A 12,759-nucleotide genomic window follows, 5' to 3' on the forward strand; every position below is an offset into this window, starting at 1 on the left:
ACCCCCTTTAGGGGGGCGGGGGATGTTAATTACTCAACCCGCCTCCCTGTGTTCCGACCCGCTTGCTTTCTTCTTCTGCACCTAATTTCCGTTGACGGGCCGCTTTTATCTGTACACTTCCAAACCGGTAAGTGAAATACAGCTTGAACTGCCGGCTTTCGAACCCTCCGTTCACATGCAGGATCTGCCCCGCATAATTGCTGGTAGAAGACCATTTCAGCGTATTGAAAATATCACTGACCGAGGCTTTGATCGTTCCATTATTCTTCATGACGTTTTTCGAAAGACCGCCATCCACGCTCCAGATCGTTTTGGTCTTAAAGGTTCCCTGCCAGATAGAAGGAGAGGTATAAAAACCGCTGACCTCTGCGGTCCAGCCTTTCCCCAGCCGCGCAGTTTGCTGGGCATAAATATTACAGGCGAATACGTTCAGATCCACCACTTTTCCAGCGCCGTTGTTGGCCTTATACAGTGAATAATAGGTGTTAACGTTGGCAAATATGCTGTACCATTGATACTGGAACGGATAACTGATATTAAGACTGGTGATATCCTGTGTAGCCAGATTCTTTTTCGTAATGAACGATTTGGATTTTTCGGTAGTATCCACCAATTGACTGAATACGTCTTTTACATGACTATAGTTAAGTGTAGTGGTCAGTTTGAATTTATACATGTAGGTAAGCCCGATACTGTTGGTATATTGGGGTCTTAACTCGGTATTTCCCCGCTGGAAGGTATATTCGTCCAGTTTAAATTCGAAAGGATTAAGATCCTGGTAGGATGGGCGGTCGATCCGGCGGCTGTAATTCAGTGTCCACTGTTTCATGGGATTTTTGTTAAAACTGACGGCACCACTGGGGAAGAAGTCGGTATAATGCCTGTCGAATGTGGAATCGTATTTATAATTCCCGGTGTTATCTATCCGGTAACCGGTGGATATTCCTTTTGCATTCGTATTTTCAACCCGCAGTCCGAGCTGGATCGTCCAGCTTTTCAGGGCCTTGCTGTAATTGGCATAAACGGCATTTATGTTCTCTTTGTATTTAAAATTACTGCGGAGCGTATCGTGAGTCTTGGTATTCGTGATTATACTGACGCTGTTTTGATCGAAATCATTACCGCTATTTACAAAAGATGTTTTTCCTCCAAATCCGAGACGTCCTTTTTTTAGATTCTGTTCGTAATCGGATTTGAAACTATAGATATCGATATTGGTTGGGGCCAGCATATTATAAACTGTGCTGTTCAGTGGATTACCTGCCGGATCGAAATAATTATTTGGCTGGAGCTGGTTGCTGGTGATGCGGTAGATTCCATAATCCCCGTCCATGGTCCATTCGTGACCACTGGTATCGGCATATCGGTAATTCAGGTTAAGGTTCCCGTTATCCCGCCTTCCGCTGTTCGTGTTGTTGGCTTTCAGGACCCTGACCAGCTGGCTGGTCGGAATATAGGAGATTGGTGTGCTGCTGTTGGATGTTTGGGAGTTGCCTGAAAGGGCTCCGCTCACGATCATTCCCAGGGTGCTTTTTTGGTTTAGGAAATAATCAAGGCCGGCTTTGAAATTATGGCTGTTGGTGTTGAACCGCATGGTCGACCGCTGATCGAATAACGTATCCGAAACCTCCCTTCGTAAATTGAAATAGGCTTCATTCAGGCTATGATCAAAACTATAATTCCCAAAGGCATTAATATTTTTATTACGGTGATTCAGGGAGAAACCAGCGTTATACTTGGCATAGGTCCCGATATTATATCCTGCATTAACGGTACCATTTGTGCCGAAAGATTTGTTTTTCTTCAGTTTTATATTTATGATGCCGGCATTACCGGCGGCATCATATTTGGCAGAAGGGTTGCTGATGATTTCGATCGATTCGATGGATGTCGACTGAATTGTCTTCAGATATTCGGAAAGGTCCTTGCCAGACAATGGAGTCGGTCTTCCGTCTATATACACCTGTACTCCATTTTTTCCACTGACACTCAGATTGTCATCCTTATCCACGCTTACGCCGGGAGATTTTCGCAGCAACTGCAAGGCATCCTGGCCGACGGCATTAATACTCCCTTCCACATTGAGGATGATCTTATCCGCTTTCACTTCCACCGCGGGTTTGCGGGAAGTGACCACGACCGCGTTCAGATTTCCGGAGGCTTTTGTCAGCAAAGTTCCTGGTGCCTGAATCGATCCTTCTCCTTTTGTTTCGAAAACAGAAGTGCTAAGCGGGGCATAGCCGATATGTGTAATAGTAATAAAGTATTTACCGGATGGGATCTGGCTGAATTCGTATTTACCAGTTGTATTGGAAACGCCTAATTTGACAACGGAAGAGTCTTTACTTTGTTTAAGGCTCACGGAGGCGCCGCTCAGGGGCTTGCCCTGTTCGTCCTGTGCGGTCCCGGTTATCTGCTGGGCACTGAGGGTTAACGTTAATAAGGTCGCGAAAATGAATAGAAAGGCAATACGCATGTTTTGGCATTTAAAGTTGTCAGACAAACTCGTCGTTTGAGGAAAGATGGGATATTTTCTTCCGGTTGGAATCGACCGGCTTGAAAATTCGTCAGTTTAGTTTGAAAATCGGTTGTTTTACAATGGTCTGTTATTTGATTCCTCCGCAAAACTAAGTTCCGGACAGATTGTAGAAAAGCCTCTTGCGGTGAGCGGGAAAAAAAGCCCGGTGAATGGCATATTTGTTTCGGTGGTGTGGTTAGCGCGACTACCTTTGCACCTATCGCTGCATCAATTGGTACCCTTTGTACCGGATGCCAGCGCCTCACGGATAATGGATTATATCAGGGAATATAAAAGTTTTATCAACAGTCACAACCTGAGCGGGGCTATACGGGTTACCGTCGGCATCACCCTACCTGCCATTCTCCTGGGCTATTTCCATAACCTGTCTGCGGGGATCGTCTTGTCCCTTGGAGCGATGTGCGTGGGCAATATGGATAATCCCGGCCCCATCCATCATCGCCGGAATGGAATGATTGCCTGCAACATCATTATTTTCCTGGTGACCTTACTTATGGGGTTGGTTTCCGGGTCTCCCATCCTCACGGGGTTTGTTGTTTTTATTTTCTGTTTCCTTTTCTCTATGATGGGAGTTTACGGGAACCGGGCCAGTGCGATCGGGGTAAATGCATTGCTCCTGATGGTGTTGAACCTGGACAGGCCTTTTCATGGCTGGGATATCTTGATCACCCCGGCCTATGTGCTGGCAGGAGGAGTCTGGTACACCATTTTAAGCCTGCTCCTGTATAGTTTCCGGCCTTACAAACTCACTCAGCAGGCTATCGGGGAATGTGTCCAGGCGACTTCAGGTTATCTTCGGATCAAAGCATCTTTTTACGCCCGGGGATTGGATTATGACAAAAGTTACCGGCAATTGGTAGAGCAACAGATCAGTGTTCATGAAAAACAAGACCTGATCCGGGAATTATTATTCAAAAGCCGGGACATCGTAAAGGATTCGACCCATACGGGCCGGGTATTGGTGATGATCTTCCTGGATATCGTAGATCTTTTTGAAAGAGTAATGACTTCCCACCAGGACTACCAATTATTACACCACCTTTTTGACGACAGTGATCTTTTGGAACAATACCGGAAAGTGATTCTCGACATGGCGGTAGAACTTGATGAAATAGGGATCTCGATCAAGAGCGGCAAAACCTCCCGGGAAACATCCTATCTGGCCGGTCGGTTAAAAGAATTACGCGAATCCCTTATCCGCTACAGGGACGAACACCGGAACAGGGAGAATATTGACGGTTTTATCGGACTTCGGCATATCCTGGACAGTATTCAGGATATCGCAGACCGCATGCATACCCTGCATGGCTACACGGGATATGACGATAAGCTCAGTAAAACATTTCAGACCCAGTCACCTGTGGATTTTGAACAGTTCATCACCCACCAGGAAATAGACCGGAAATTGTTCTTCGATAACCTCACCCTGCATTCCGATATTTTCCGGCATTCCCTGCGTGTAAGCATCGCTACCATCGCCGGTTATCTGATCTCTGTATTCCTACCCTTCGGTCATAGTTATTGGATATTGCTTACGGTGATCGTTATTATGAAACCGGCCTACAGTCTGACTAAAAAACGGAATTTTGAACGGCTGGCAGGAACGGTGACCGGGGCTATGGCAGGCCTCCTGATCCTTTTTTTTATAAAGGACCGTACAGCATTATTCGTGCTCATGATCCTGTTCATGATTGGTACCTATGCTTTTCTGCGAACCCAATACCTGGTGGCCGTGGCCCTGATGACACCGTATATTCTGCTTCTTTTCCATTTATTATATCCCAGTGATTTCCATACTATTTTATCCGACAGGGTGATTGATACGGCCATTGGTTCGGCCATCGCCTTTATGGCAAACATTTTTCTTATGCCTTCCTGGGAGCATGAACGGATCAACGATACCATGGTCCGGATCATCGAAACCAATATTGCGTATTTCAGGGATATTGCCGGCGCATTTACAGGGAAACCGGTTCCGGTCACCCAATATAAATTATCCCGAAAAAATGCTTTTGTCGCATTGGCCAACCTGTCCGATGCTTTTAGCCGCATGATCTCCGAGCCGAAGAGCAAGCAAAAAAATGCCGGACGCATGCACCAGTTTGTCGTTTCCAACCATATGCTGACCACACATATTGCCACGCTTTCTTATTATGTATTGCCTATGGGAAACAAATCCGGAGATATAGATTATCAACCGATCATATTGATAATCTCCGGCAAACTGGAAAATGCTATCCGGATATTGGAAAAAAGACAGGGCGCAATGGCCAGCGAAGAAGGCAGCAGGGAAGATCTCCGCAAGCTGAATGAAAAACTGAATGTGTTGATGGGCCAGCGTAAAACCGAACTGGATCAGGGACTTATCGATACGGATACACGCCGGCAGCTTTCTGCATTCAAACCGATTGTCGACCAGTTTAATTTTATCGCCAATGTTTCTTCGGATATCGAAAAGTTGAGCCGCGAGCTGCAGGGAGTTATTCCAACTTAGACTGTGAAAACGCCGGAGCTCTTACTAAAGTGTGACACTGAGCATCGTCCTTAACACTGTTAAGGACTCGCTCGTAACCTTCGCCTACGCTCGGTTACACTGGCCGAAGGCCCCGACATTAGAGAATTAATCGCGGCGAGTACATTTAAAAGAACGAAGCCGCGATTAATTATTCGAACCCAGCATTTCGCGCAACTTCATCACCAGTTCTGTTTTGGTGATGGGTATACCCATGATCTTGTTGTAAGGTTTGGCGTCTACAAAATACTGATCGCGTATGATTTTGATGAGTTGTCCATTATTGATCTCAGGTACCAGGACCTGTTTGTAATTTTTCAGGATCTCTCCCAGGTTTTTCGGGAAGGGGCGCAGGTGGCGAAGATGGGCATGCGCAACTGCATATCCTTCATGCTGCAATTCCGATACGGCGCTTTTAATGGATCCGTAGGTACTTCCCCAGCCTAATACCAGTAAGTCGCCTTTCTCAGGACCGCTATCCAATTTCTGGAGGGGAATATAATCAGCGATCCTGGCTACTTTTTCTTCTCTGATCTTTACCATAAGCTGGTGATTCTCCGGATCATAACTAACATTTCCGGTAATATTCTGTTTTTCCAGGCCGCCAATGCGGTGTTCCAGTCCGGGTGTACCGGGAATGGCCCAGGGGCGGACTAATTTTTCATCCCGGAGATAGGGTTGAAAACTGGTCTCCCCATGTCCCAGTTCGGTTTTGAATTTTACGTCAATGGGAGGCAGATCTTCACTTTTCGGGAATCTCCAGGGCTCGGCGCCATTAGCGATATAACCATCGCTCAAAAAGATAACCGGCGTCATATGCTGAACCGAAATTCGTACAGCTTCATATATGGCATCAAAACAATCACTGGGTGTAGATGCGGAAATCACGGGCATCGGGCACTCCCCGTTTCGTCCATAATAAGCCTGCAGCAAATCGCTCTGTTCTGTTTTGGTGGGAAGACCTGTAGAAGGTCCGCCACGTTGTATATCACAAATGATCAGGGGAATCTCCAGCATTACTGCCAATCCCATGGCTTCCGCTTTCAGGGCCATTCCAGGTCCGGAGGTGGTCGTGACTCCCAGAGAGCCTCCGTAGGCGGCACCGATAGCGGAGGTAATACCGGCAATTTCATCCTCGGCCTGAAAGGTGCGGACGCCAAACGCTTTATACCGGCTGAGATCGTGAAGGATGTCTGAAGCAGGAGTGATAGGGTAAGATCCCAGGAATAAGGGAAGACCACTTTTTTGAGAAGCTGCGATCAGTCCGTAGGTCACAGCCTGATTTCCCATAATGGAGCGGTAAACACCGGGTGCCATTTTTGCCTTTTCAACCCTGTAGGTGGTAGTAAAGGTTTCGGTGGTATCCCCGAAATTATAACCTGCCTTCAACGCTTTTACATTGCTTTCGAAGATCTCGGGTTTTTTACCGAATTTATCTTTCAGGAATTGAATCGTGTTTTCCATATCCCGGTTATACATCCAATACAGAAAACCTAAAACGAACATGTTTTTGGCCCTGTCTTTTTCTTTGGTTCCCATGGTAATCTCCTTCAGGGCTTCCCTTGTCATTTTGGTGACATCGATCCGGATGACCTCATAGCTGTCCAGGCTGTTGTCTTCCAAAGGATTAATACCATCCGGATAATTGGCCAGCCGGAGATTCTTGCTGTCGAAACCTTCGACATTGGCTATAATCTTGCCTCCTTTCTTTAGGCCCTTCAGATTTGCCTTCAGTGCCGCGGCATTCATAGCCACCAGCACGTCGCATTCGTCCCCGGGAGTAAAGATCTTATCGCTTGAAAACCGAAGCTGGTAACCGCTCACTCCTGGCAGGGTTCCCTGGGGAGCCCGGATCTCTGCCGGGAAATCGGGGAAGGTGGCCAGATCGATACCTAACATGGCGGTATTATTGGTGAACTGACTGCCGGTTAACTGCATTCCATCTCCGGAATCTCCGGCGAACTTTATAACGACATCCTGAAGGATCTCTTCTTTTCTGTTCATATGGCAAAATTAGTATTTTTTCTGAAGACGGACCACGGGTCTGTCGGCCGAAGGCTCATCAATATAAAGATTTTCGACGAAGGGCAAATTTTCCGGTGGCGTTTACTATTCACAGGGATGGTATTCTTTTTGAAGCAGATAACAGGTAAAAGAGATACTATCATTCACTATTAAAGTATAGGGTATGGCAACGTTAACCGGAAAAAGAATAGCCATTTTAACCGAAAATGGGTTTGAGGAAATTGAGCTGACCGGCCCCAAAAAAGCCCTGGAAGATGCCGGTGCAGACGTAAAGATCATTTCTCCTCAGCAAGATAAAGTAAAAGCATGGGCCCATGACCACTGGTCGATTGAATTGACGGTAGACATACAGGTGGACCAGGCAAATGCAGAGGATTTTGATGCCCTGCTATTACCAGGTGGGGTACTCAATCCGGACCAATTGCGGCTAAATAAAAAAAGTGTGGAATTTGCGCAACAGTTTCTCGAATCCGGGAAACCGGTGGCGGCTATCTGCCATGGCCCGCAGCTGCTGATCGAAACCGGTCTGATCGAAGGCCGCACGATGACTTCCTATCCATCTTTAAAAACTGATCTTAAAAATGCCGGCGCGATTTGGGTGGACCAGGAAGTCGTTACGGATAATGGGCTGACCACCAGCCGGACTCCAAAAGACCTGGTTGCCTTTACCAAAAAAATGATCGAAGAGATAGCAGAAGGAGAAAATTCACCCGCAGCTTACACCACTACCCATCATCACCAGGGGCGGTAATCCGATTAAATTATTTTTAACTTTCCCGAGGCTTTTTATGTCAGCTTTATCTGCTAATTTTGTTAGTAATAACAAGCTCATGAAACGTTCCGGTTCGGCAGATCTTCCTTTGCATTATGGTTACGTACCCCAATGGTTGGCGGAACGTATGGCAAAGCTGGGTCTTGCCATAACCGAAACCCTGCTTAGCGATTATGGCAAGACAGAAGTATTACGCCGGTTGAGTGATCCATATTGGTTTCAATGCCTGGGTGCGGTTATGGGAATGGATTGGCACTCGTCAGGTATCACCACTTCCGTTATGGGTGCGCTAAAACGGGCGATAAACCCTCATTCCCGACAATTGGGCATTTATATCTGCGGCGGTAAAGGCAAATCGTCCAGGCAGGCACCGGATGAATTAATGAAGGTCGCAGAATGTACCGGACTTGATGGTCTGCATCTCGTACGTAGCAGTAAACTCAGCGCCAAGGTTGACAATACGGCTGTACAGGATGGATTTCAATTATACATGCACAATTTTATTGTAAGCGACGAAGGCCAATGGACGGTGGTACAGCAAGGACTGAATACCGGAAACTCCACGGCCAGGCGATATCATTGGCATTCGGAAGATCTTACTTCTTTCGTCGACGAACCGCATACGGCCATTTGCGGAATAAACCAGGGCATTATCCTTAACCTGGCAGATGCGGCCGCTTCTCCTGCCCGCAACGGTGTATTGGAAATTACCCGTGAGAAACCTGAAAGGATGATGCAGGACATCCAGCAATTGGTATTACCCGCTCACCATGATATACGTACAGAAGATGTCAATCTGAAAAGATTAGGGGCCATGTTATGGCTTGCCCATGAAAAAACGCCTGCAGATTTTGAAGAATTGCTCCTGCTGGAGGGAGTCGGCCCCCGGACCATCCAATCCCTTGCCCTGGTAAGCGAAGTGATCCATGGCACTCCTTCCCGGTTCCGGGACCCCGCACGTTTTGCCTTTGCGCATGGGGGTAAGGACGGGCATCCTTTTCCGGTGCCTATTACGGTATATGACGAGACTATTCAAATCCTGCAAACAGCAGTACAAAAAAGCAAACTGGGGCAGCAGGATAAACAGGAGGCCATTAAGAAACTGAGTCAACTGGCCCAAAATGCTGAGAAAGATTTTATCCCTTCCGGGAAGGCAGCCGGAAATACATCTGGTAATTCCCGGAGCCATTCAGACAATTTTTCTGGTGATCTTCAGGAGCTGATCGAAAAGGAAAGGGCGGAATCCTGGAAGTATGGAGGTCGGACAGTCTTTGGAAAAGCGTCTCCACCTTCCGGTCTTCCGAAAGCCCGGCAACTGAGGTTATTTTAGGCAAAAGGGACCTCGTGTTTTCTGTATTTTTTAGGGAGTTTTTCGTTTTCGGGCAGTACCCGGTTTTTTGGGTTTTTCGTTCTTAGCCATCAGGAGGGTCGCTTTGCGTTCGGTTTCCTGAACGGTAAGCCATTTAGACAATAGCTTTTTTAATACCTTTTCTTTTTCGGCCTTTTCTTGGGAGGATTCTTTCATAATCAGATGAGCTTAACCGCTTTAAAGTTAATGCTTTCTGCGTGATTCTGCCACTAACTGCTTTAAAGATTCGCCCGCCTAATGGTTTTTATTTAGCTTTTAATCAGAAAGATGACGCATTCCTTCATTTCCATGGTTTGCCTTTTGCTTTGGCATATAAATAATTAATTATTTATATGCCCGAAGGACCTTCTATTATCATTCTGAAAGAGTTAGTACAGCCCTATAAGGGAAAAAAAATTAAGCAGGCATCAGGAAATGCAAAAATCGATATGGATCTTCTGCGGGATCAGAAAATCATTGATTTTAAAAGCTGGGGCAAACATTTTTTGGTCTGTCTGCCCAAACTTACCCTTCGCATTCATTTTTTGCTCTTCGGATCCTATAGTATCGATGAGCTGACAAAGCCAAAACCTCGTCTGCATTTACAATTCAGCAAAGGGTCCCTTTACTTTTATTCCTGTTCGATACGAATCCTGGAAGGTACTCCCGATGAAGTGTATGATTGGAGCGGAGATATTATGAATGACTGTTGGGATCCGAAAAAAGCCCGCAAAAAGCTAAAAATGATGCCGGAAACCATCGTGGCGGACGCGTTACTGGACCAATCCGTTTTTGCAGGCGTTGGTAATATTATCAAAAATGAGGTCTTATTCCGTATCCGTGTTCATCCGGAAACGAAGATACGCAACCTTCCTCCCCGTAAATTAACGGAACTCATAAAAGAAGCCCGGAACTATAGCTTTGATTTTCTCAGATGGAAAAAAGCGTTTGAATTAAAAAAACACTGGCTGGCTCATACAAAAAAGATTTGTCCGCGCTGCCATATTCCTTTTGTCAAGCTGCCCCATTTGGGTAAAACAAAAAGAAGGGCTTTTTTCTGTGAAAATTGCCAGATCCTATATTCTCCGGACAGCCCGGCAAAATGACTTTATTGATGGTGCTATTGACCTTTTATCAGTTCTACCGTTTGCGTTTGGCCTTTTGTCGTCATAGTGAGTAAATAGATGCCTCTTCCAAGCTGACCCAGGCCGCTTAAGGTAATTTTATTATTACCCTTTTGGATGGGGAAGGTTCTTGCAGATAGCCTTCTGCCGCTCCTGTCTGTAATCGTAAAGACCGCATTATCCGGTTCAAAGGAGCCGAAAAGAATGGTTACCTGTTGAATAAACGGATTAGGGCCCACTGTCAGTCCGGAGACGGAGGGAAGGGTATTGATGGCAACCACAGGGCTAAAAGTGAACTTACCGTCAAGATCTGCCATTTTCAAACGATACAGATATGCCTTACCCGATATGGCGGTAGAGAAAGGCAGGTTGTCCGTATAGTTGTAATGCAGGGCACCGGAGCTATTACCTGCCGCAGGAACCTTTGCAAGGGGAGAAAAGGCGGAGTCATTTAGGCTGCGTTGTATTTCGAAATAAAGGGTGTTTTCCTCCGAAGCAGTGGACCAATTTAATAATACGGATTTCCCTTCCTGCCGTCCGGAAAAATCAAGCAGACTTAATGGTAATATTACGGCGTTCGATGTTTGAATATTATCTAAGGAGACTCCAATTCCTGTACTGGTGGTTACCTGAATCTCATCCATATTATCATAATTACTTCCAAAATCGGTGGATGTCAGTGTCGTTCCGTGGATGGGTATGGAAGTGACATAATTGATAGTGATGGCCGAACCGGTGACTGCCACCCCGTTCCTGTATGCGGTTACGGTCATCGTCTGAGAGGCGCTATTTACCGGAAATACGGTCAGGTTCGTCAGTTTAAAGGCGTCTCCGGCCGTGCTCTTGAAACGCGCTTTGGTAAAGGTGGCAGCCGGAGGGATTATAACGTTGCGGTCAAACCTTAATATATTATTCCCGCTGGTAATACTGATCAGCACCCTGGCCTGTGAGTTTGCACTGGCGCCGGTACATTCGCAAATAGCTGTGAACGCATTCCCGTCACAATCTCCTGGCCCGAATGTATAGGTGGCTGTGCCTGCAGCACTGGAATTTAATAAAGTACCAGCAGTGCAGGTGTTCCAGGTAAAATTGACGCCGGAGGCGGGCCCCGCGAAGACATGATCGGCCATACCGGGGTGACCACTTCTATTTCTATTATCTGGTATTCGGTTGGCGGAGGAGCTGGAATAGAAGCAGCATAGTGATAAAATCAGCAACAAGAATAAATCACCTCGAATAGTGGTATAGGTTAGACGCATAAATAAGGATTTTGCCATCCGGTTAAATAAGATTGCTCTACGGCTAAAGAAGGGTCATCCCATTCAATTCCATTTTGTTGCTCCAGGATTCGGTTTTCCGTTTTTCCCGAAGAATGGTCAGAGAGAGGTTTGCGGATAAATACGGGCAGGTTGGTTTGTAAGGGGCGGGTGGACAGACTGATCTTCCCTCGAGGCCCCGAAGGCCGGGACTGGCCTAAAGCCCGGGCTAAATCCTCTTTGGCGTTTCCGGGAGTGCGGATTCCGGCAGAAATGCCCTGAAGGGCCGTTGCCAGGGCAAGTCCGGACTCGTAAGCCAGCATGCTGAACGCATTGGGCCGTTCCTGATAAGTAACGGTATAAAGATCGGTGAACGATTTATTGCCGGGAGTATCCATCGCGTAAGACCAGGTGATGGCATTATACAGATCAAGGCCGTAAGGAATATTCCGGGTAAGATCATCTTCCACCATAAAAGGATTTACGGTCAGAACAGGTTTGTTTTCCATTTCCTGGTCACGAAATAACCGGAGGAATTGTTCACCTTCCTTTCCGGAAAGCAAGGCATGGGCATAACCCGAATGCTGCTGACGGATAAATTCTATCAGGGGTGCCGTATCGGGGGTGCCCGTAATATTTTTTACGATATTCAGTTTTAATGTCTGAGCCCCCGAGACGGAGGTGCCGGTCTTAAAGGATTCGTAAAGACCATAACCTCCTTCGTATACTGACATATTGATGGAAGGCTCGCCTCCAAATTTTTTTTGCGCCCATTTCCCCATCACCCACTCGCTTTTCCAAAGATGAAGGCTGTTATAGAACAGATAATCGGAACTTAACTGGCGGGTAGGGATATCGGCTCCGAGGTTCATTAAGATCACTGGAATCCGCTGTGTTTCCACAAACGGAAGGATTCCCAGCGCCACTTTCGAACTGGCCACCCCCATAACAAGATCGACCTGTTCAAAAAGAACCAGTTTTTTAATAGCGTCTTCAGTATCCTTCAGCCCGCCAGTTTGTATAAATTCTGGATAGATCTCCAAAGGAATAGTAATTCCTTCCTTTTGCAATGCAATCTCCAGCCCCCGCTGCAGGTCTGTCTTCAGATTTTTGAAAATGCCTGAAAAAGGGAATAACCACCCAAGTTTCAGTTTTTTTGAACCATGCATAAGAGGGCCGGTTA

Annotated in this window: 9 protein-coding genes; 4 read left to right on the forward strand and 5 right to left on the reverse strand. The window is 46.5% G+C overall.

The window, feature by feature from the left end; all coding sequences use genetic code 11:
• Nucleotides 1-25 precede the first annotated feature (25 nt).
• Nucleotides 26-2,476, reverse strand: a complete 2,451-nt coding sequence (locus tag ACX0G9_RS09065) for a TonB-dependent receptor (RefSeq protein ID WP_459064568.1) — start codon at nucleotides 2,474-2,476, stop codon at nucleotides 26-28.
• A gap of 187 nt (nucleotides 2,477-2,663) precedes the next feature.
• Here ACX0G9_RS09065 and ACX0G9_RS09070 point away from each other — a divergent pair, with 187 nt between their 5' ends.
• Nucleotides 2,664-5,033: an FUSC family protein gene (locus ACX0G9_RS09070; protein ID WP_459064569.1), complete on the forward strand. Its 2,370-nt coding sequence runs from the start codon at nucleotides 2,664-2,666 to the stop codon at nucleotides 5,031-5,033.
• A 165-nt stretch (nucleotides 5,034-5,198) separates the two neighbouring features.
• Here the strand turns inward: ACX0G9_RS09070 and ACX0G9_RS09075 are convergent, their stop codons facing one another.
• A complete protein-coding gene (locus ACX0G9_RS09075; RefSeq protein ID WP_459064570.1) occupies nucleotides 5,199-7,055 on the reverse strand; it encodes a 2-oxoacid:acceptor oxidoreductase subunit alpha in 1,857 nt (618 codons plus the stop codon).
• 184 nt (nucleotides 7,056-7,239) lie between these two features.
• On the opposite strand from ACX0G9_RS09075, the gene ACX0G9_RS09080 reads away from it, so the two are divergent.
• Together ACX0G9_RS09080 and ACX0G9_RS09085 are read left to right on the forward strand one after the other, a co-directional pair.
• The gene (locus tag ACX0G9_RS09080; RefSeq protein ID WP_459064571.1) at nucleotides 7,240-7,827 is read left to right on the forward strand and encodes a type 1 glutamine amidotransferase domain-containing protein; all 588 of its coding nucleotides are present in this window, start codon (nucleotides 7,240-7,242) and stop codon (nucleotides 7,825-7,827) included.
• Between the two features lie 79 nt (nucleotides 7,828-7,906).
• Complete coding sequence (locus ACX0G9_RS09085; RefSeq protein ID WP_459064572.1) at nucleotides 7,907-9,178, forward strand: DUF763 domain-containing protein; 1,272 nt, start codon at nucleotides 7,907-7,909, stop codon at nucleotides 9,176-9,178.
• 30 nt (nucleotides 9,179-9,208) lie between these two features.
• On the opposite strand, the gene ACX0G9_RS09090 is transcribed toward ACX0G9_RS09085, so the two are convergent.
• Nucleotides 9,209-9,373 carry a hypothetical protein gene (locus ACX0G9_RS09090; RefSeq protein ID WP_459064573.1) on the reverse strand — a complete coding sequence of 55 codons (165 nt, stop codon included), beginning with the start codon at nucleotides 9,371-9,373 and terminating at the stop codon, nucleotides 9,209-9,211.
• A gap of 176 nt (nucleotides 9,374-9,549) precedes the next feature.
• Here ACX0G9_RS09090 and ACX0G9_RS09095 point away from each other — a divergent pair, with 176 nt between their 5' ends.
• The gene (locus ACX0G9_RS09095; RefSeq protein ID WP_459064574.1) at nucleotides 9,550-10,302 is read left to right on the forward strand and encodes an endonuclease; all 753 of its coding nucleotides are present in this window, start codon (nucleotides 9,550-9,552) and stop codon (nucleotides 10,300-10,302) included.
• A 14-nt stretch (nucleotides 10,303-10,316) separates the two neighbouring features.
• Here ACX0G9_RS09095 and ACX0G9_RS09100 read toward each other — a convergent pair whose 3' ends face one another.
• Nucleotides 10,317-11,579, reverse strand: coding sequence for a T9SS type A sorting domain-containing protein (locus ACX0G9_RS09100; RefSeq protein ID WP_459064575.1), 1,263 nt, complete (start codon nucleotides 11,577-11,579; stop codon nucleotides 10,317-10,319).
• Nucleotides 11,570-12,745: an ABC transporter substrate-binding protein gene (locus tag ACX0G9_RS09105; protein WP_459064576.1), complete on the reverse strand. Its 1,176-nt coding sequence runs from the start codon at nucleotides 12,743-12,745 to the stop codon at nucleotides 11,570-11,572. The genes ACX0G9_RS09100 and ACX0G9_RS09105 overlap by 10 nt, the downstream gene beginning before the upstream one ends.
• Between the last annotated feature and the right edge of the window lie 14 nt (nucleotides 12,746-12,759).

Source organism: Flavitalea flava (genome assembly GCF_054461575.1).

Excerpts from the sequence above, each read along its gene's own strand:
- ACX0G9_RS09065 (WP_459064568.1), bottom strand. The coding sequence starts at position 2,476 with ATGCGTATTGCCTTTCTATTCATTTTCGCGACCTTATTAACGTTAACC.
- ACX0G9_RS09075 (WP_459064570.1), bottom strand. The coding sequence starts at position 7,055 with ATGAACAGAAAAGAAGAGATCCTTCAGGATGTCGTTATAAAGTTCGCC.
- ACX0G9_RS09080 (WP_459064571.1), top strand. The coding sequence starts at position 7,240 with ATGGCAACGTTAACCGGAAAAAGAATAGCCATTTTAACCGAAAATGGG.
- ACX0G9_RS09085 (WP_459064572.1), top strand. The coding sequence starts at position 7,907 with ATGAAACGTTCCGGTTCGGCAGATCTTCCTTTGCATTATGGTTACGTA.
- ACX0G9_RS09090 (WP_459064573.1), bottom strand. The coding sequence starts at position 9,373 with ATGAAAGAATCCTCCCAAGAAAAGGCCGAAAAAGAAAAGGTATTAAAA.
- ACX0G9_RS09095 (WP_459064574.1), top strand. The coding sequence starts at position 9,550 with ATGCCCGAAGGACCTTCTATTATCATTCTGAAAGAGTTAGTACAGCCC.
- ACX0G9_RS09100 (WP_459064575.1), bottom strand. The coding sequence starts at position 11,579 with ATGCGTCTAACCTATACCACTATTCGAGGTGATTTATTCTTGTTGCTG.
- ACX0G9_RS09105 (WP_459064576.1), bottom strand. The coding sequence starts at position 12,745 with ATGCATGGTTCAAAAAAACTGAAACTTGGGTGGTTATTCCCTTTTTCA.